This is a genomic window from Paenibacillus tyrphae (assembly GCF_024158745.1).
Classification (GTDB): Bacteria; Bacillota; Bacilli; order Paenibacillales; family NBRC-103111; genus Paenibacillus_G; species Paenibacillus_G tyrfis_A.
This window is the reverse complement of the sequence record NZ_JAMZAW010000001.1, coordinates 435740-454321: the sequence shown is the minus strand read 5'-3', so window position 1 is coordinate 454321 and position 18582 is coordinate 435740. Positions and strand designations below refer to the sequence as shown.

Annotated in this window: 16 protein-coding genes and 1 other annotated feature; of the genes, 9 read left to right on the top strand and 7 right to left on the bottom strand. The window is 53.1% G+C overall.

What is annotated here, in order from left to right:
• Window positions 1-248: 248 nt before the first annotated feature.
• Window positions 249-1427: an acetoin utilization protein AcuC gene (locus tag NI000_RS02150; RefSeq protein WP_253407272.1), complete on the bottom strand. Its 1179-nt coding sequence runs from the start codon at window positions 1425-1427 to the stop codon at window positions 249-251.
• Between the two features lie 16 nt (window positions 1428-1443).
• Window positions 1444-2076 (bottom strand): GNAT family N-acetyltransferase, encoded by a 633-nt coding sequence (locus NI000_RS02145; RefSeq protein ID WP_063177708.1) that lies wholly within the window; start codon window positions 2074-2076, stop codon window positions 1444-1446.
• A gap of 147 nt (window positions 2077-2223) precedes the next feature.
• Between NI000_RS02145 and acsA the strand changes: the two genes are divergently transcribed.
• Window positions 2224-3948, top strand: a complete 1725-nt coding sequence (gene acsA, locus NI000_RS02140) for an acetate--CoA ligase (protein WP_253407271.1) — start codon at window positions 2224-2226, stop codon at window positions 3946-3948.
• Between the two features lie 379 nt (window positions 3949-4327).
• Here the strand turns inward: acsA and NI000_RS02135 are convergent, their stop codons facing one another.
• Window positions 4328-7516 carry a transglycosylase domain-containing protein gene (locus NI000_RS02135; protein ID WP_253407270.1) on the bottom strand — a complete coding sequence of 1063 codons (3189 nt, stop codon included), beginning with the start codon at window positions 7514-7516 and terminating at the stop codon, window positions 4328-4330.
• 188 nt (window positions 7517-7704) lie between these two features.
• Window positions 7705-8006 (top strand) — a binding site (T-box leader).
• A 60-nt stretch (window positions 8007-8066) separates the two neighbouring features.
• Here NI000_RS02135 and tyrS point away from each other — a divergent pair.
• Window positions 8067-9323, top strand: coding sequence for a tyrosine--tRNA ligase (gene tyrS / locus NI000_RS02130; RefSeq protein WP_253407264.1), 1257 nt, complete (start codon window positions 8067-8069; stop codon window positions 9321-9323).
• A gap of 157 nt (window positions 9324-9480) precedes the next feature.
• On the opposite strand, the gene rpsD is transcribed toward tyrS, so the two are convergent.
• On the bottom strand, window positions 9481-10080 hold the full coding sequence (gene rpsD, locus NI000_RS02125; protein WP_216796874.1) for a 30S ribosomal protein S4: 600 nt from the start codon (window positions 10078-10080) through the stop codon (window positions 9481-9483).
• Window positions 10081-10447: 367 nt separating this feature from the next.
• Between rpsD and NI000_RS02120 the strand changes: the two genes are divergently transcribed.
• The 4 genes from NI000_RS02120 to NI000_RS02105 all read left to right on the top strand — a co-directional run bounded on the left by NI000_RS02120 (window position 10448) and on the right by NI000_RS02105 (window position 13061).
• Entirely contained in the window at window positions 10448-11035 is a 588-nt protein-coding gene (locus NI000_RS02120) for a TVP38/TMEM64 family protein (protein WP_253407262.1), read from the top strand.
• 30 nt (window positions 11036-11065) lie between these two features.
• Entirely contained in the window at window positions 11066-12184 is a 1119-nt protein-coding gene (locus tag NI000_RS02115) for an aminopeptidase (RefSeq protein WP_216796878.1), read from the top strand.
• 100 nt (window positions 12185-12284) lie between these two features.
• Window positions 12285-12533, top strand: coding sequence for an HPr family phosphocarrier protein (locus tag NI000_RS02110; RefSeq protein WP_216796880.1), 249 nt, complete (start codon window positions 12285-12287; stop codon window positions 12531-12533).
• A 240-nt stretch (window positions 12534-12773) separates the two neighbouring features.
• On the top strand, window positions 12774-13061 hold the full coding sequence (locus NI000_RS02105; RefSeq protein ID WP_253407261.1) for a YlaN family protein: 288 nt from the start codon (window positions 12774-12776) through the stop codon (window positions 13059-13061).
• 46 nt (window positions 13062-13107) lie between these two features.
• Here the strand turns inward: NI000_RS02105 and cax are convergent, their stop codons facing one another.
• Window positions 13108-14160 (bottom strand): calcium/proton exchanger, encoded by a 1053-nt coding sequence (cax, locus tag NI000_RS02100; protein ID WP_253407260.1) that lies wholly within the window; start codon window positions 14158-14160, stop codon window positions 13108-13110.
• 101 nt (window positions 14161-14261) lie between these two features.
• On the opposite strand from cax, the gene NI000_RS02095 reads away from it, so the two are divergent.
• Both NI000_RS02095 and NI000_RS02090 read left to right on the top strand, forming a co-directional pair.
• Window positions 14262-15047, top strand: coding sequence for an SDR family oxidoreductase (locus NI000_RS02095; protein WP_253407259.1), 786 nt, complete (start codon window positions 14262-14264; stop codon window positions 15045-15047).
• 155 nt (window positions 15048-15202) lie between these two features.
• A complete protein-coding gene (locus NI000_RS02090; RefSeq protein ID WP_253407258.1) occupies window positions 15203-15592 on the top strand; it encodes an Asp23/Gls24 family envelope stress response protein in 390 nt (129 codons plus the stop codon).
• 22 nt (window positions 15593-15614) lie between these two features.
• On the opposite strand, the gene ftsW is transcribed toward NI000_RS02090, so the two are convergent.
• Together ftsW and NI000_RS02080 are read right to left on the bottom strand one after the other, a co-directional pair.
• Entirely contained in the window at window positions 15615-16757 is a 1143-nt protein-coding gene (gene ftsW, locus NI000_RS02085; protein ID WP_253407257.1) for a putative lipid II flippase FtsW, read from the bottom strand.
• A gap of 11 nt (window positions 16758-16768) precedes the next feature.
• A complete protein-coding gene (locus NI000_RS02080; protein WP_054974445.1) occupies window positions 16769-17116 on the bottom strand; it encodes a YugN family protein in 348 nt (115 codons plus the stop codon).
• Between the two features lie 243 nt (window positions 17117-17359).
• Between NI000_RS02080 and NI000_RS02075 the strand changes: the two genes are divergently transcribed.
• Window positions 17360-18547 carry a M20 metallopeptidase family protein gene (locus NI000_RS02075; protein ID WP_253407248.1) on the top strand — a complete coding sequence of 396 codons (1188 nt, stop codon included), beginning with the start codon at window positions 17360-17362 and terminating at the stop codon, window positions 18545-18547.
• The last annotated feature ends 35 nt before the right edge of the window (window positions 18548-18582 follow it).

The window sequence follows — 18582 nt, the reverse complement described above, 5'->3', positions numbered from 1 at the left end:
GACCCCGGGTCTGCAGGAAATTTTTATCGAAAGCCGCTTAGTAGCGGTTATTTCCCGCAGACAAAGGCGAACGCTATCGCTCCTCCAGTAGATACCCACCTCCGTATGTTTCTTTATTTTTGTCAAAAATCACTTTCTCAACACTCTGAGCCCGCGCCAATATGGCCGCGGGCTGTTTGCATTTTTATGGAACGAACCAGGTGCTTGTACGGCAGGTATGCCGCGAAAACTGCACTGTTAATAAAGGATTAGGCCAAGTAAAGCGAAGCAATTTCTTTGGTGTGCCGGTTTTTCTCGGTAATTTCCCGCCGCCTCGGAATCGGATCCCAGGTGTGCACCGCGTCCAGCCACGTAGTTGGAAGCGCTTCACCACAATGCGGCTGCCACTTCGTTACCCAGTCGGCCGGGAGGGCCATCTCCGGGTTCTGCTCCAGCTGCTGGAGTAGGGGATGCTCGCTCATTTCCAGCCATAGAAGGCTCCAGGCCCTCGGAACGACGCGCCAAATATCGTAGCCTCCGCCGCCAAGCGCGACCCACCGGCCATGACAGTGCTCATGTGCCAGTCGGTGGATGATGCGCGGCATCGCCAGGTAAATTTCCATGCTGCAGTGAATATGAGCCAGCGGATCGTAGGCATGGGCATCACAGCCGTGTTGGGAAACGATAAGATCCGGTTTAAACTGCGCCGCTGTCTTGACAAGCACGTCCTCGAAGCATTCCAACCACGATTCATCCTCGGTAAAGGGCTCCATCGGCACGTTGATCGTCGTTCCGAAGCCCGTCCCGTCGCCGCGCTCGTTTACCGCTCCCGTACCGGGAAACAAATATTTGCCCGTTTCATGAATCGAGAACGTACAGGTGTCCGGGTCGGTGTAAAAGCTCCACTGAACGCCGTCGCCGTGATGCACGTCGGTATCGATGTACAGGACGCGCACGCCATACTTTCTCTTGGCATGCGCGATGGCTACGGCTGCATCGTTGTAGACGCAGAACCCCGCCCCTTTGTTCGGCATGGCATGGTGCAGCCCGCCTCCCAAATGCAGCGCGTGCCCGGCTTCTCCGCCGAGCACGGCATCGACCGCCCGAATCGAGCCTCCGACCAGAAAGGATGTGGCCTGGTGCATTCCCGGGAAAAAGGGCGTATCTTCCGTATCCAGCCCGTATTTTCCTGCCTGATGCAGCCACTCTTCTGCCGGCTGGTCGGCACTTAATGCCTTGACGGCATTGACATATTCCTGCGAATGCACCGCGCAAAGCTGCGTTTCGTCGGCCGCCATCGGCCGAATCAAGCTGTCGCCGGACAACGCTTTCGCCTTGCGCAGCAGGTCGACCGTCAGCACAAGTCGTTGCTGGTTAAACGGGTGACTGTCGTTGAACTTGTAGGCGACTTCATTCTCGTCGTAAACAAACAAAGCTTTTGCACTCATGCTATTCGCGCTCCCATCAGTACATAAACCGCTGCCGGAATCGAACCCGGTCGAATTGCTCCACGGAAGACAGCGGCACGTTTTTGCCGATGCGCACCATCAGGCAGTTGGCCGGATGAGAGCAGATTTCCGGATCGTCGGTAGCATACCAGACCATATCGACGCTTTTCATCAGCTTCTCCATCATATCCCGGTACTGCCAAACGGTAAGCCCGCTTTTTTCCAAGTCCCAATGCCAGTAATATTCGGTCGTAAACGTGATGACATTCTCAAGCTGTCCGTCCTCGAAGGCCAGTCGGATCAGCTTCTTACCAAGGCCAAGCCCCCGATAGTCGTCCGCCACCTCGATCGCGCCCAGCTCGACCAAGTCTTCCATATTTCCCTCCGACCAGCGTTCCATCTCGTCGGGATAATGGAATGTGACGTAGCCGACAATCTGCGTCGAAATCCTCGCCAGAACGATTCGTCCCTCCGGCAGCCCGGCAATTTCGACAAGCGCCTCGAACTGCTCTTTGGGCCTTCGGAACGCATCCAGATCCGGATGCATCGAATAGTCGCGGAGCTGCTCGGGCGGCACGGGGCCCTCCAGAATGATTTCGCCGTTCTGATACGGAATAACTTGGGAATGATACAATTTAACATGCTCCATCTGCGGCGATTCACTCCCTTCCAGAACTTCACTTTAAGAATAACAAAAAAATAGTCGGATAAAAAGTGTTGTGGTATAATATGTTTTAGTGCGTATGAAAGCGTTTCATCAAAGTGAAAAAAAGAGAGCTTTGGGGAGGAAATGGTCATGGATCATACGAATGTCGAAATCATTGCACCCGTAGCAACATCGCCCAACATGAAAAACTACGAGGAAGAACGCGCCCAATTTCAATGGGCGGATATCGAGAAAGCATTCACATGGTCCCAAACCGGTAAGGTGAACGTCGCTTATGAAGCGATTGACCGCCATGCCGATTCGCAGCGCGGAGACAAGATCGCTCTGTACTACAGCGATGACCGTCGAGACGAAAAGTACACGTTCAAGGAAATGAAAGCCCAATCCAACCGGTTCGGCAACATTCTGCGCAAGCTTGGCGTAGGGAAGGGCGACCGGGTCTTCATCTTCATGCCGCGCTCGCCGGAGCTTTACTTTGCCTTGTTCGGCACGATCAAAGTCGGAGCCGTGGTCGGTCCGTTGTTCGAAGCGTTCATGGAGACGGCCGTCAAGGATCGTCTGGAGGACAGCGAGGCCGTGGCGATCATTACGACGCCTTCGCAGCTTTCGCGTGTGCCCGTTCAAGACCTCCCGCATTTGAAGCATGTGATCTTGGTCGGAGAAGATCTGTCTTTATCCGAAGGCCAAGTCGATTATTATAAAGAAATGGCCGCCGCTTCCGAAGAGCTCGAGATCGTGTGGGTGGACCGCGAAGACGGATTGATCATTCACTATACATCCGGCTCCACCGGCAAGCCGAAAGGCGTATTCCACGTCCATAACGCCATGCTGCAGCATTACTATACCGGGCGTGTCGTGCTGGATCTTCAGGAGCAGGACATTTATTGGTGTACGGCGGACCCGGGCTGGGTTACCGGCACGTCTTACGGTATTTTTGCGCCATGGCTCAACGGTGCGACCAACGTCATCCGCGGAGGCCGTTTCTCTCCGCAGAACTGGTACGGCACGATCGAGAAATACAAGGTCACGGTATGGTACAGCGCACCGACGGCATTCCGCATGCTGATGGGCGCCGGCGACGATACAGTGAAACAGTTTGATTTGAGTTCCCTTCGTCACGTGCTCAGCGTAGGCGAACCGCTGAACCCGGAAGTCGTCCGGTGGGGACTGAAGGTGTACAATCAACGCATTCACGATACGTGGTGGATGACCGAAACAGGCGGACATCTCATCTGTAACTATCCGAGCATGGCGATCCGTCCGGGCTCGATGGGCAAGCCGATTCCAGGTGTCGAAGCGGCGATCATCGACGATGCAGGCAACGTGCTGCCGCCGTACCGCATGGGCAATCTGGCGATCAAGACGCCTTGGCCGTCGATGATGCGCAAAATTTGGAACAATCCGGCGAAATATGAAGAGTATTTCCGGATTTCGGGCTGGTACATTTCGGGCGATTCCGCCTATATGGACGAAGACGGCTACTTCTGGTTCCAGGGTCGCGTCGACGACGTCATCAATACGGCCGGGGAGCGCGTAGGTCCGTTCGAGGTGGAGAGCAAGCTGGTAGAACATCCGGCGGTTGCGGAAGCGGGGGTTATCGGGAAACCGGACCCGATGCGCGGCGAGATCATCAAAGCGTTCATTGCCCTGCGCGAAGGCTATACGCCGTCCGAAGAGCTGAAAACGGATATTTCCAAGTTCGTCAAAGAAGGCTTGTCCGCCCACGCCGCACCGCGTGAGATCGAATTCAAAGACAAGCTGCCGAAAACCCGCAGCGGCAAAATTATGCGCCGCGTGTTGAAAGCATGGGAGCTTAATTTGCCGACAGGCGACTTGTCGACCATCGAAGACTAGGAAGCTTGTCCGGTATTGGCTTTATATTGTTCATTAATCAAGGGAGGATTTCCGCTGCTTCAAGTAGCGGAAATCCTCCCTTTTTATTATCAAAAAAAGGGATACGAACCGAGCAAGTGGTTGTATCCCTCAGAGTGTTGAGAAACCCTAGATTTAGAAAATCTCAGACAAATAGAGGTGGGGGATGTCCCGTAAGAGTTTACGTCCGCCTTTGAAACCCGTGAAAATACCGCTAATTCTAATCAAGTTCACGGGTTTCAAGAGCGGCTGGAGGGACATACCCCACCGTCGTATGCAGAGAGTTTTCTACGCGAAGCGGGTTTTTCAACAAGCTTTGGGATACGAATCGTAGCGGTCCGTATCCCTTTTTTCACTGCTGCTATTTCTTAAACTTCACCGCCGCCGAAGGCTTGGATTCGCCGAATTCATTTGTGGCGGATACTTTGTAATAGCCGTCATAGGAGACGGCATAGTATTTGAATTGTGTTGCATTTGCTACCGTGCCGATTTTTTCGAACTTGCCGTTTTCTTTTTCGCTATAGTATACCGTATATTCCTTAACCTTTTCTTTGCTGGCATTGTCCTTCCAGTTCAGCTCGACGCCTCCGCCGGTGGACTTGGCCGACAAGCCGGTAGGCGCAGCCGGAGGCGTCTTGACGGGCGTCTGATCTTCCTTGCCGGTAGTTCCGCTGCCGGCGTTATGCTCCTTATTCGGTTCAGAACTGGTGCCCGTTTCCGAACCGCCTGTACCTTCGTTATTTTTTCCATCGCTCGGTTTGCTCTCCGGAGCGGTCTTCTGACCTCCATCCGGGGGGAGCGACGATAGATCGACGGACGTCCCGTCCGTGTAAGCCGCTTTGCTTGGTACGGATTCGTTACCGGCGACATCGACAGCGGTCACGTAATAACCGTACAGGTTTCCTCCGTTGACGGAATCCGTAAACTTCGCCTCGTCGCCGGCGATCACGACTTTGCTTACCCGTTGGTACGGTCCGTGATTCACGGAACGGTACAACCGGTAGCCGACGGTATCGGCGCTTGAGCTCGCTTGGAACGTGATGACGCTTGTGTCGCCTGCATGGGTCGCGACGACCGTCGTTGGTGCTGCCGGCGGATTTCCGTCGTCCGTCCGCGGATCGGTCTCGGCAGGCGCATCGTCCTGATAATCTTTGGGACGGTAAAAATCCAGGCTGCGGCGGCGGTCCGCTTTGACTCTTTCCATGGCGTTCGCCAGTTCTTTAAACAAAGTTCCGAGCGGTTTTTCCCGTTTGATCACGCTCTTCTGCTGAACAAATTCGCTTGGCGTTCCGTCTTGTGCGATATAATTGATTCCGTTATACGTAATAATCGGCAAGCTTACCATGACGTTGTCTTCTTCGGTCGGAACGAATTTTTTATTGAATACGTCCGTGACGAGCTTGCCCGCCTTCGAAGTCGCTTCGCTCGGCAGCTTCCCGGAAAGGCTTGAGACGGTCGCCTCGACGATATTTTCCGGCCGTTTGAACTCTTTTGTCGGGAACAGCTCCGGTTTTTTGTTAATCGCGTCATCTAGAACAAGTGCAAAAATATTTTTGGCCCGGTTCGTTCCGCCGGTTTTCTTGCTCAGCTTATGAATTGGCTGGTCATATCCAACCCAGACGCCAAGCGTAATGTCCGGCGTATAGCCCATAAACCAAGCATCGGCATCGTCCTGGGTCGAGCCGGTTTTGCCGACGATCGGCATTTTGCCGTAGTGCTTGAAATTTTTCATCAGATCGGTTGCTGTACCGGACGTAATGACGGTGCGCATCATATCGGTCATCAGATAAGCCGTCTGTTCGGAAAAAGCGGTTGTCGGCGTCAGCTGATGCTCGTAGACGACTTTTCCGTTGGAATCAGTAATTTTTCGGATCATGAACGCTTCGTTGAACTCGCCCTTGTTGCCGATCGTCGCATAGGCATTGGTCAGCTCTTTGACCGTTACTCCGTATTTCAAACCGCCGATAACGCCCGTCTGTGCTTGATAATCGTCCTTGGTAATGGAGACGATCCCCATCTTTTTGGCAAATTCCCAGGCTTCTTTAATGCCGACGACATCGACGAACAATTTGATCGCCGGAATGTTGTACGACTGGTTTAACGCCCGTCTGGCCGTGACGAGTCCGTGGTAGCCGTCGTCCCAGTTTTCCGGGATGTGAAAGCCTCTGCTGCCGTCCTTGAGAATGATCGGGACATCGTCGATGACCGAAGCCGGTTGAATGGCGCCCTTCTCCATGGCCGGCAAATAAGCGGCAATCGGCTTCATGGTCGATCCGGGCTGGCGGAGCGCTTGTGTCGCGTGATTCAACTGCTCCTTGAAAAAGTCGCGGCCTTCCATCATGCCGAGAATGGCTCCGGACTTGCTGTCCATCATAACGGCGCCGATTTGCTCGGTTCCTTTGACTTTATCGTCAGGAGTAAAGTTATTACCATCCTTCGCGATGTCGCGCATCGACTCGTAGATGTCTTTGTCGATCGTCGTATACACGTGATAGCCGCCTCGGGACAATTGGGCTTGTACGCTTTTCAGCGCCTCACTGTACGTCTCCGGATTGGCTTGCGGGTCCAGCTTCGGCTGTTGGACCGACAGCAGCGCCTTGGCCGCTTCTTTCTCCACCTCGATCATCAGGAAAGGGTAGGTGGAGTACGCTTTTTTGACACGCTCGGCAAGTGAGCCTTTCAAGTCAAACTGCAGCGCCTCTTGATACTGCTGCTCGTTGATTTTTCCTTCCTCCAGCATCCGCTTCAGCACAAGCTGCTGACGCTGAACCGCACGCTTGAAAGCGGCGCCGTCGACCTCGCCTTTGCTGGTGAAGGCCGAGAAGTTGCTCGGCTGCTGAGGCACACCGGCCAGGTAAGCGGCTTGCGCGATATTCAACTTGCTGAGATCGTCAATGTTGAATATCCCTTTGGCGGCGGCTTTAATGCCGTATAGGTTATAGCCGGACGAGCCGTTGCCATAAGGAATTTTGTTTAAATAGGCTAGCAGAATCTCATCCTTCGACATCAGGCGCTCCATACGCATGGCGAGCAAAATTTCTTTGGCTTTGCGACTGTCGGCTTTATCCAGCGTCAGGAAGACGCGTCTGGCGACCTGCTGCGTAATCGTGCTGCCGCCGGTCTGAACGTCTTCATTCAGCAGCTTTTGGATCACTGCACGGAGCGTTCCTTTGATGTCCACGCCGTGATGCTGATAAAAATCGTTGTCCTCGATCGCCAATACGGCGTCCAGCACCGGCTTGGGGATATCCTTCAAGCCTGCCATCCGCCGGTCTTCCTCGGTACGAAGCTGGCCGACTACCGTATCGTCGCGGAAATACACGAATCCGGTTAAGGCATCGTCCTGCATTTGCGCCATCATCGTTTCCTTGCTCCGAATCGGATCATCTTTAATTAGTGCGCTGACATAACCGAAAGCGGCGCCGGCCCCCAGCAACCCCGCAAACAAACCGGCGATAAAAAGCCACTTGATCGTATGTAGAGTATATTTGCCAGTTCTAAGCAAGATGACTTGATATCTCGGCCTTTTTTTTGTTGTCTCTTTCTCCATGAAAGCGAGTTCCTCCTGATTGGAAAACATTCCTTAAACATTATAGCATAAAAGAGCTCCGCTACACACCGCCGCAAATTTGTTCTCTATAGCGATTTGCTAATTTCGGCCTGATTTTGCCGCTTCGAACCCGGGGGTTTGACAATCGTTTTGGCCTTGTGATATAACTAGGGATAATTGTATACCGCTGAAATGCAGTGATGGACTTAGTAGGATAAGGAACTAAGCTTGCAGAGAGCCGGTGGATGGTGCAAACCGGCAGCCGACCTTAGACCGAATTACCGTCCGGAGCAGCGGAAGGGAACCGCGGAACGGCATGTCACAGCCGTCCGTCAGTAGCTTCCGATCGGGCAGCAGCCCGTTATCCGATGAAGTGAAAGCTTAGGCAACGATTTTCGGTGTAGGAACTATGGTTTCTTCTATAGATACCGTTTCGTTGGCCGGGCTTTAATTAGGGTGGTACCGCGAGCAAAGCCTTCTCGTCCCTTGGGATGAGAGGCTTTTTTTTATTTTTATTGCAAATTTAGAGACCAAGCAGGAGGAACGAGCAATGGCAAAATGGGAGCAACTGACACCGCAGCAGCAGCAGGAGGTGAACCGTCAGCTGGAGACGATTCGCCGCGGAGTCGTCGAGATCGTACCCGAGGATGAGTTGAAGCAGAAGGTCATCGACTCCGTCGCAACGGGAACTCCGCTCAAAGTAAAACTGGGACTTGATCCTTCGGCTCCCGATATTCATGTCGGCCATACGGTCGTGCTGCACAAGCTGCGCCAGTTTCAAAAGTTCGGCCACCAGGTACAGCTCATCATCGGCGATTTCACCGGACGGATCGGAGACCCGACAGGCAAATCCGAAACGCGCAAGCAGTTGACGGAAGAAGACGTGAAGCGCAATGCGGAGACGTACCAGAAACAAATTTACAAAATATTGGACCCGCAAAAAACGCAGCTGTTCTACAACTCCCAATGGCTCGGACCGCTCACGTTCGTCGATGTCGTTGAGCTGTCGGCCAAGCTGACGGTAGCGCGCATGCTGGAGCGGGACGATTTTTCCAGGCGCTATGCCGGCGGCCAGCCGATTCATATCCATGAGTTTTTCTACCCGCTGATGCAGGGCTACGACTCGGTGGCGCTGAAGAGCGATATTGAGCTGGGCGGAACGGACCAGAAGTTCAATCTGCTGATGGGACGCACCCTGCAAAAGGAGTACGGCGTCGATACGCAGGTGGCCATCATGAACCCGCTGCTTGAAGGGCTGGACGGCGTACAGAAGATGAGCAAGAGCCTCGGCAACTATATCGGAATCGACGAGGAGCCGAATGAAATTTACGGTAAAGCGATGTCCGTGCCGGACGAGCTGATGCTCAAATATTACGAGCTGGCGACCGACCTTTCGAACGAAGAGCTGCAGCAGCTTCGCGACGGGCTCGGCAACGGCACCGTTCATCCACGGGATGCCAAGATGCGGCTCGCTTACACCTTCGTCCGGATGTATCACGGACAGCAGGCTGCGGAAGAAGCGCAGCAGCACTTCGTGACCGTCTTCCAGCAGCGCGCGCTGCCGGAGGATATCCAGGAAGTAGTCTTGCCGCAGGAGGCGCTGGAAGACGGCAAAATCCGCATTGTAAAGCTGCTCGTCACGCTTGGTCTGCAAAGCTCGGGCAGCGAGGCGCGCCGGAGCGTGCAGCAGGGCGCGGTGAAGATCAACGAGGAGAAAATCGACGATCCGAACGCCGAGCTCACACCGCAGGGCGGCGAAATCGTGCAGGTCGGCAAGCGCAAATTCGCCCGCATTACGTTAGGGTAAGCATATAAGAAAAGGATGCTCCGCAAGTCTGTCTCGACTTCGGCGGAAGCATCCTTTTTTTCGGTATTCCGGCAGGGGAGGGCAGAGTCGCGGCGCAAAAAAAGCTGCTTCGCAGCAGGTTTCCCTGTTTGCAAAGCAGCTCTTCTACGATTAAAAATTAGCGGCTGTAGAACTCGACGATTTGTTTTTCGTCGATTTCTTGAGCGAGCTCGGAGCGCTCAGGCCAACGAACGTACTTGCCTTCCAATGCGCCTTCGTTGTATTCGAGGTAAGCCGGCAGGTAGTTGCGGTTTGCCAAAGCTTCTTTAACGGAAGACAGGTTGCGGCTTTTCTCGCGAAGGCCGATCACGTCGCCAGTGCTTACCGTGTAGGAAGCGATGTCGACTTTCTTGCCGTTAACTGTAATGTGACCGTGGGAAACCAATTGACGCGCGCCGGCGCGGGAGTTGGCGAAGCCCAGACGGTATACGAGGTTGTCCAAACGGCTTTCAAGCAGGAACATGAAGTTTTCGCCTGCGATCCCTTGCAGCTTGGTAGCTTTGTTGAACAGGTTGCGGAATTGCTTCTCGTTCAAGCCGTACATGTGGCGAAGTTTTTGTTTTTCTTGCAATTGAACGCCGTAGCCGGACATCTTCTTGCGTTGTCCCGGGCCATGCTGCCCCGGAGGGAAAGGACGTTTCAATTCTTTACCAGTACCGCTCAAGGAAATGCCGAGGCGGCGGCTTAATTTAAATTTAGGACCAGTGTAGCGTGCCATAAGTTGGGAAGCTCCTTTTATCAATAATTTGGTTAAGTTAATAAACGGGTGAAGCGTGTGCCCGATTTTGCCTGAAGCGTTTCTTAACGATCCGCACCCGACAAGAAGAACCAGCCGCGGTCCTGTCGGCAGCAAAATCATACAGAGGGTGACGCAAGCTTCCACCATAAGCACGGGCTGTCAGAGCAGCAATTCCAATGCTTATTCTCGACTTCTTATTTTATAAGATGGATATGGTTGTGTCAAGCATAGGAATATGGGGCTGGTTTACGAAAATATGCTTTTTTATTGCAAGCTATCGCTCCAATAGGTTCGTGATCGGAAGCAATTTCTGGTACAATATGATATGCGAAGGGAGGCTTGACCATTGGCCAATTGGAATGTCCACCAGTTGTCGGAAGCGCTCCGTTCTCTCGGATGGATAGGTCATGTCGCGGGGGCGCTGCTCGCTGTGCTGCAGACGCTGTTCCCCGTTGTGCCTTTTGTCTTGGTAGCCGGGGCTAACGTCTTGATTTTCGGGTTGTGGCGAGGGTTTCTGGTCAACTATGTGTTTGCTTGCCTTGGAGCGTTTATTGCGTATTATACGGCGAGAAATTACGGAAGGGCATGGGTACAGGGTAAGCTCGCGAAGTACGATTTCATCGAGCAATGGAGCGGGAGACTGGAGCGGCACGGACTTTGGTACATCGCAGCCAGCCGGATTATTCCGGTGATACCTTCCTTCGGCATCAACCTGGGCGCTGCGGTCATGAAGGTCAAACCAAGGGATTTTGTGATCGGCACGTTGATCGGCAAAGCGCCGATGATTTTCCTTGAATCGGTAATCGGGCACGACCTGCTCCATCTCGGCCGATACAAAGGAAGACTTTTTGCCGCATTAGCCTTGTTTTTCGTCCTGTTGATCATCGGGAATTATTACAAAAACAAATGGACCAAAAGCGGCAGCAAATTTTAACATTGGTAAATGGAAAAAGGAGAAGATTCGATGCGTGATCCCCGTTTAGAACAACTGGCTCGTAATCTTGTAGGTTATTCTTTGAATGTACAGCCCGGCGAAAGGGTTCTGATCGAGATGATCGGCTCCGAGCGGGAAATTGTCAAATGTCTCATACAAGAGGTGCATGCCCGTGGCGGCCATCCTTACGTGGAGCTGACGGACTATGCGATTACGGCGGCCGTGCTTCGTTCTGCGACGCCCGAGTTCCTGGAGCATTGGGCCGATATGCATCTGTCGCGAATGAAGGATATGGACTGTTATGTTGCGGTTCGCGCCGGCGAAAACGTAAGCGAGCTGTCCGACGTGCCAGAGGATAAGATGAAGCTTTACAAAAAAATTTACAGCCAAAAGGTGCACATGGAGCAGCGGATCAAGCATACGCGTTGGGTCGTGCTGCGTTATCCGAACGCGTCGATGGCGCAGCTCGCCGGCATGAGCACGGAAAAATTCGAAAATTTCTACTTCGACGTCTGTAACCTGGATTACGCTAAAATGTCCGATGCGATGACGCCGCTTCAGGAGCTGATGAACCGGACCGACCGCGTGCGCATCGTGGGGCCGGGGGAAACGGATATTTCCTTCTCGATCCAAGGCATCGGCTCCGTCAAATGCTGCGGCCGCCGCAACATTCCGGACGGCGAGCTGTATACCGCTCCGGTACGCGATTCCGTGAACGGCGTTATCGCCTATAATACGGTTTCCGAAAATTCCGGAGTTACGTTCGAGAACATCACCTTCCGGTTCGAGAACGGCAAAATCGTCGAGGCTACCGCAAACGATACCGCCCGGCTGAACAAAATTCTCGACACGGACGAAGGCGCCCGGTATATCGGGGAATTCAGCCTCGGGTTCAACCCGCATATTTTATACCCGATGAAGGATACGCTGTTTGACGAGAAAATCGATGGCAGTCTTCATTTCACGCCCGGCCAAGCGTATGAGCAGGCGGACAACGGCAACCGCTCCGCCGTTCATTGGGACCTGGTGCTTATTCAACGGCCGGAATTTGGCGGGGGCGAGATTTATTTTGACGACCGGTTGATCCGCAAGGACGGACGCTTCGTCATTCCGGAGCTGGAAGGGCTTAACCCGGAAAATTTAAAGTAATCGTAACGAAAATAGTGTTGCATGTTATTCCCTTCCACGGTATCATATTTGAAGAAAGCGATTTATCTTGTCCGTCACTAGACGCATGGAGGGATTTTGTATGCCAAACGCCAATAACGCCGCAATCGTGGAAATTTCTCAAACCGCCAATAAATTCAGATCTTCGATTGTTCTTCAGTATGATAACAAGTATATCGATGTCAAGAGCATTCTCGGCTTGTTTACGACGCTGCTCACATCCAGCAACTATGATCTTCATGTTCACGGACCGGATGCCGACGAAGCGAAGAAAGCGATGGCCGAAGTGTTCGCGAAGCACGGTCTTAAGATCAACAGCATTCAAGACTAATCCATACGATTTCCAGGTAAAGGCATTTTCGCGCAGGCGAAGATGCCTTTAGCTGTTTTTTGAGAATAATTCTCAAGGTAGGGCGCCTATCTTGGTCTATCGACTTGTGTATTGCGCCGTTTTCGACTAATATAAAACTATCGGCGTTTAAACGCCTGCTTCGGATAAGAACCGGGGCCGCATGTTCGTCCGGTTGACCGCCGGTGAACGCAAATGGTTGGATTACAGGGGGGGAGCACCATGTCGTCGGATGTGCTGCTCAGCTTGTCGCAGAAGGCCCTGCATCTGCTGCAAGAAGATGCGGACAAGATCGAGAAGCTGATTGAAGTGCAGATGGAAAACTTAACCACGCGCAAATGTCCTCTGTATGAAGAGGTGTTAGATACGCAAATTTACGGGTTGTCGCGGGAGATTGACTTTGCGATCCGGGCGGAGCTGATTACCGAGACGGCGGGCAAACTAATTTTGATGAAGCTGGAACGGAATGTAGCCCAGCTCTATGAGGCTATGAGTCAAAACAAAGAGTAACCTTCACTGGGAAGGTTACTCTTTGTTTTTTTGTATCTTATGGCTTCTACACCAAGAAGAACGCAATGCCGAGAATGATATAGACGACCAGCAGGAGCACGCCCTCGAACCATGTTGTGGCTCCGTCCTTGGAGATCGACTTGGCGATAAACGCGGCTACGCCGATGGCTATGATCTCGTAGGTCGTAAAGACGAGATCCATCGTTTTGCCGAAAAGGAGCGAGAGCAGCACCAACACAGGCGCGACGAACAGCGCAATTTGCAGGCTGCTGCCGACCGCGATTTCGACGGCGGCGCCCATCTTGTTTTTCCGGGCCATCATAACGGCGGCGCTGTGTTCCGCGGCATTGCCGACGATGGCAATCAGGAAGGCGCCTACGAACAGCTCGGATAGTCCGTATTGATGGCTGAACGGCTCCAGCGTATGTACGAGCCATTCGCTCTGAAAGGCGACCATGGCGGTGGCAACGATCAGAAATACGATAGATAAGCCTTTGGACCATGCCGCTTCCCCGTGCTCGACGACCTCGTCCGAGAGCTCGTTCTTATGTGTGATCATGGAGAAGACGAGCCAAAGCAGGTAAGCGATGATCAGGATCACCGATACGATGACGCTCAAATTGGACGTTTCCTGAGTGGTGAAGCTCCGGGCGAAAGCGGCGGGAATGAACAGCGCGATAACGGCCAATAGCATGAGCGATCCGTTGTGACCGGCCAATTTTACGTTGAAGGTCTGTTCCTTGAATTTCAATCCGCCGAGCAGCACGCTAAGTCCGAGCACCAGCAGCATGTTCCCGATAATGGAGCCGGTGATGCTGGCTTTGACGATATCGAACATCCCGTCTCTAACCAGAAAGATGGCGATGATAAGCTCTGCGGCATTGCCGAACGTCGCGTTCAAAAAACCGCCCAATCTTTCGCCGGCATAATGCGCTACGCTTTCTGTAGCTTTTCCCAGGAAACCGGCAACAAAAAGGATAGCGACCGCCGAGATTAAAAATTGTACCGTCGGGCTAAATGTGGGAGCTCCGACATAGTGGGCCACTGCACTTAGGGCGAAGCTTGCAAGCAAACCGATCGTAAAACCGTGGCGTTTCAAAAGGATCACCTCATGTGGTAAAGTATACCTAACTCGAATTAAACCTATTCTAATATAATCAATTTTCGGACAAAGTAAAATACTTTAGGGAGGAGTTTTTCATGGATCTATATTTAAAAGGTAAAAAAGCTGTCGTCACCGCTTCCAGCAAGGGATTGGGCCGGGCGATCGCTGAGCAGTTGGCCGCGGAAGGGGCCGATCTATTGCTCTGCAGCCGGGACGAGCAGACTGTAAGCGACGTAGCGGCCCAACTGGCGCAAAAATACGGCGTATCGGCCGTTGGCATGGCTGTCGATCTAAGCAGCCCCGAGCAAATCGGCTGGCTCGTCCAGCAGGCCGCCGACCGGTTCGGCCGGGTTGACGCTCTCGTGTGCAATGCCGGAGGGCCGCCAAGCGGCAGCTTCCTATCGCTGGACGAGGAGGCATGGCTCCATGCCATTCAAGTGAATCTCATGAGCGTTGTCAGGCTTGTAAAAGGCTTCCATCCGTTGATGAAGGAGCAGGGAGGACGGATCGTCACGGTTGCCTCGTCGTCGGTGAAAGTGCCGATTCCCGGTTTGGTGCTGTCCAATACGCTGCGGACGGGGATCGTCGGTCTAATAAAGACGTTATCGGTCGAGTGGGGTCCGGACGGAATTTTGCTGAACACCGTATGTCCCGGCCGAATCAGCACCGATCGTCTGGTTGAGCTGGATTCGGCCAAAGCGGCCCGCGATCAGGTGACGGTTGAAGAGATACGGGAGAGCATGGTCAAGGACATTCCGCTCGGCCGTTACGGCGAGCCGGAGGAGCTGGCTGCCACGGCGGCATTCCTGCTTTCGCCGCGCAACAGCTACATGACCGGTTCGGTCTTTTATGTCGACGGCGGGTCGGTTAAGGCCATTTAGAGGTATTTTCAGGCGGGGGATTATCGGCTTGGTTCGGCCTGTAGTTCCTGCGAAGTCGGGTGTTGTCGAAAACTGTCAAATGGTTGCGCGGTACATTTGCTTTCCCGCTTGGAAGTTATTACAATAGAGCTATAATCCTTGAAGGAGTGATCCTCATGAGCGAAGAAATTCAAACAGGTCTTATCCGCATTTCAGATGATGTCGTAGCGACTATTGCAGGATTGGCTGCGGTGGAGACTCCAGGGATTGCCGGCATGTCGGGAGGCATTTCCGAAGGATTGGCGAAGCGTCTCAGTGGCAAAAACGTGCAGAAGGGCGTTTCGGTGGAAGTGGGCCAAGTGGAAGCGGCTATCGATCTTCGTGTAATTGTTAATTTCGGAAGTAAAATCCATGAGGTTTGTCGGGATCTTCAAGAAAATGTGCGCGATGCGGTGGAGAACATGACCGGTTTGACGGTCGTTGAAGTCAATATTAAGGTTGAGGGCGTCGCATTTCGCGAGGAAGAGCAAGCTGTCGTGGAAGACCCGAATAACCGGGTCAAGTAAAAGCAAGAAAGAGAGCCTTGAATCAGGCTCTCTTTTTCGTTTCCCGTTCTTTTTCCGGTTTATTGTATTCCCGGGATATGCTGAGCAGAACGCCGAGGCTGGCCAGCGTCGTCAACATTGAAGTGCCGCCATAGCTGATTAGCGGCAGTGTGACGCCGGTCATCGGAATCGTATTGGTGACCCCGCCCATGTTGATGAACGCCTGAATGCCGATCATTCCGACGATCCCCACGCCCAGCAGCATCCCGAACGTATCCTGACAGCGGAGCGCTACGATCAGCCCTCGCCAAAGAAAAGCGAGATAAATCAGCAGAAAGAGGGCTGTGCCAATGAATCCGAGCTCCTCGCCAATGATGGCAAAAATAAAGTCGTTGTGCGCCTCCGGCAAATAGTGCAGCTTCTGCACGCTTTGTCCGAAGCCGGCGCCTGTCAGGCCGCCGTGTCCGAACGCATACAGCGATTGCATAAGTTGAAAGCCGGTTCCCTTCGGATCTTTGGTTGGGTCCCAATAAGCCGTGAACCGCGCAAAGTGATGACTGGTTCCGTCCGTAGCGATGTAATAAATCATGCCCACCATGGTCAAGAACACGATGCCGCCGGCACCCAAATAAAATACATGCTTGAGCTGCGCCCCGCCGACAACGATAATCAACATGGCGCAAAGGACCAGCACCATCGTGGAACCGAGATCGGGCTGCATCATAATCAGCGCGGAGATGAAACCGATCACAACGAGCGGCGGCATAAGCCCCCGTTTGAAGTCCTGGAACCGATCGCCTTTTTTGCTGATAATCGAAGCCAAATATACGATAATCACAAACTTGGCGAATTCGGTCGGCTGCAGGGAGAAGCCGAAGAAATTAAGCCAGCTCGTAGCGCCGTTCTTATCTTTACCGACAAGCGGAACGAGCAGAAGAAGCATCGAAACAACGAAAAGAGCCGGTACGACCCACTTCTGAAATTTCCGGAAATCCACATTCATGCAAAAAAACATAACGATCGTACCGAGACCGGCAAATATTGCCTGCTTCGCCGCCAAGTACCAGGGATCGTTAGCTCTATACGCCATGCTTGCGCTAAAAACAAACGCCAACCCGAAGCACACGAGCGAAAACGTCAAGAAGAGCAGCAAAAAATCAGGCGTTCCTCGTCGCGGGGCACTCATAGGGCCTCCGTCTACTGAGTCAGCTTGACTTTCAGTTCAGCGAGCTTGCCGCTAGCCGTTTTCATAATGTAGTCTGGAATGGCGGCCTGATAGTTAACGCCGTGCGGGAACGTCGCTTGGCCGATGTAGACATCTTCGACATAAAGAATGGCATAAGGCGATTCCAATTTTCCGGATTCTACGCGGGTATTGATGCGCAGGAAATAATCGTTCGTGGATTCGCGATCCGGCAACTGCAGATCGTACGTCGCGCGGTAATATTCCCATTGCCAACGTACGAAACCGAGCTGCTCCATCACTTCGTCCAAATGCGCAAGGTCGCTTTTTATGCCTTTAATTCCACTATTTTCAATGATCACAACAAAACCCTCCTAGAAATATGTACCTCGACTCTACGGTTAACCCTTTATTCATGATAGTATGTTTCCCTTTCTTGTGCAAGCCTAATGCACGGAGGGAAATTGCCTGCCAGAATAAAGATGTGAAATTCTTGTGACACATGGATGAAACCGTTTAAAGGATTTGATAAAATGATACTACATTTCAGCGAGCGCTAATTTAAAAAGCGCCGGACAGCGGTAAGAGGAGACGGAGGGGTACCTATGAAATCGATAGAAGAAACGCTGCGAGCGTCAGTGCCCGATATGATCGCTTGGCGCCGCAATTTGCATCAGCATCCCGAGCTTTCGTTCGAAGAATCGAAGACCGCGGCTTTTGTTGCGGACTTGTTGAAGCAGTGGGGGCTGGAAGTTCGGACGGGCGTTGGCGGGCACGGGATCGTAGCCAAGCTGCGCGGAGCATCGGACGGGCCGACGGTGGCGCTGAGAGCCGATATGGATGCGCTGCCGATCCAGGATGAAAAAAGCTGCGAGTACGCATCTTCGGTGCCGGGGGTAATGCACGCCTGCGGCCATGACGCCCATACGTCCGCTCTGCTCGGCGTCGCCAAAACCCTTAGCAGCCACCGGGAAGCGCTGAGCGGCAGCATCGTATTTATTTTTCAACCGGCGGAAGAGATGACCCCCGGCGGGGCGCTGGGGATGATCGAGGAAGGCGCGCTCGAGGGGGTCGATGTCATATATGGCATTCACTTGTGGACGCCGTTTGAGGTCGGCGCGGCTTATTGCAAGCCCGGTCCAATGATGGCGGCGGCGGATGAGTTTGTGATCGAGATCAAAGGAAAGGGCGGCCACGGCGGTCTGCCTCATGAGACGGTGGATAGCGTGTACGTCGCTTCGCAATTGGTCGTCAATTTGCAGTCAATCGTCAGCCGCAGCGCCGACCCGACGAAGCCCTGTGTCGTCAGCGTGGGATCGATACACAGCGGTACGAGCTTTAACGTGATTGCCGAATCCGCCGTGCTTAAAGGGACGGTCCGGACTTACGACTCCGCCCTGCGCATGCAGGTGAAAGAGCGGCTGGAGACGATCGTAAAGCAGACATGTCTGATGAACGGCGCAGCCTATACGATCGATTACAAGCTTGGTTATCCTCCCGTCGTCAACGATGCGAAGGAAGCCGAACGGTTTTACCGCGCGGCTGCATGGGCTATGGGCGAGGACGGTGGACGGACGGCGCCGCTCATTATGGCTGGAGAAGACTATGCCTATTACCTGGAAAAAATTCCAGGCTGCTTTATGTTCGTGGGCGCGGGCAATAAAACGAATGGTGTCGTGCATCCGCATCATCATCCAAAATTCGATATTGACGAAACGTCGATGGAAGACGCGGCCCGGTTATTTATCGGAATGATCCAAGAATATATGAAGGAAAATGGGACGAGAGCTTGACTGCATCTCCCGGGAAGTAACAACGGACGGGACGA

Excerpts from the sequence above, each read along its gene's own strand:
- NI000_RS02150 (WP_253407272.1), bottom strand. The coding sequence starts at position 1,427 with ATGAGTGCAAAAGCTTTGTTTGTTTACGACGAGAATGAAGTCGCCTAC.
- NI000_RS02145 (WP_063177708.1), bottom strand. The coding sequence starts at position 2,076 with ATGGAGCATGTTAAATTGTATCATTCCCAAGTTATTCCGTATCAGAAC.
- acsA (WP_253407271.1), top strand. The coding sequence starts at position 2,224 with ATGGATCATACGAATGTCGAAATCATTGCACCCGTAGCAACATCGCCC.
- NI000_RS02135 (WP_253407270.1), bottom strand. The coding sequence starts at position 7,516 with ATGGAGAAAGAGACAACAAAAAAAAGGCCGAGATATCAAGTCATCTTG.
- tyrS (WP_253407264.1), top strand. The coding sequence starts at position 8,067 with ATGGCAAAATGGGAGCAACTGACACCGCAGCAGCAGCAGGAGGTGAAC.
- rpsD (WP_216796874.1), bottom strand. The coding sequence starts at position 10,080 with ATGGCACGCTACACTGGTCCTAAATTTAAATTAAGCCGCCGCCTCGGC.
- NI000_RS02115 (WP_216796878.1), top strand. The coding sequence starts at position 11,066 with ATGCGTGATCCCCGTTTAGAACAACTGGCTCGTAATCTTGTAGGTTAT.
- NI000_RS02110 (WP_216796880.1), top strand. The coding sequence starts at position 12,285 with ATGCCAAACGCCAATAACGCCGCAATCGTGGAAATTTCTCAAACCGCC.
- NI000_RS02105 (WP_253407261.1), top strand. The coding sequence starts at position 12,774 with ATGTCGTCGGATGTGCTGCTCAGCTTGTCGCAGAAGGCCCTGCATCTG.
- NI000_RS02095 (WP_253407259.1), top strand. The coding sequence starts at position 14,262 with ATGGATCTATATTTAAAAGGTAAAAAAGCTGTCGTCACCGCTTCCAGC.
- NI000_RS02090 (WP_253407258.1), top strand. The coding sequence starts at position 15,203 with ATGAGCGAAGAAATTCAAACAGGTCTTATCCGCATTTCAGATGATGTC.
- ftsW (WP_253407257.1), bottom strand. The coding sequence starts at position 16,757 with ATGAGTGCCCCGCGACGAGGAACGCCTGATTTTTTGCTGCTCTTCTTG.
- NI000_RS02075 (WP_253407248.1), top strand. The coding sequence starts at position 17,360 with ATGAAATCGATAGAAGAAACGCTGCGAGCGTCAGTGCCCGATATGATC.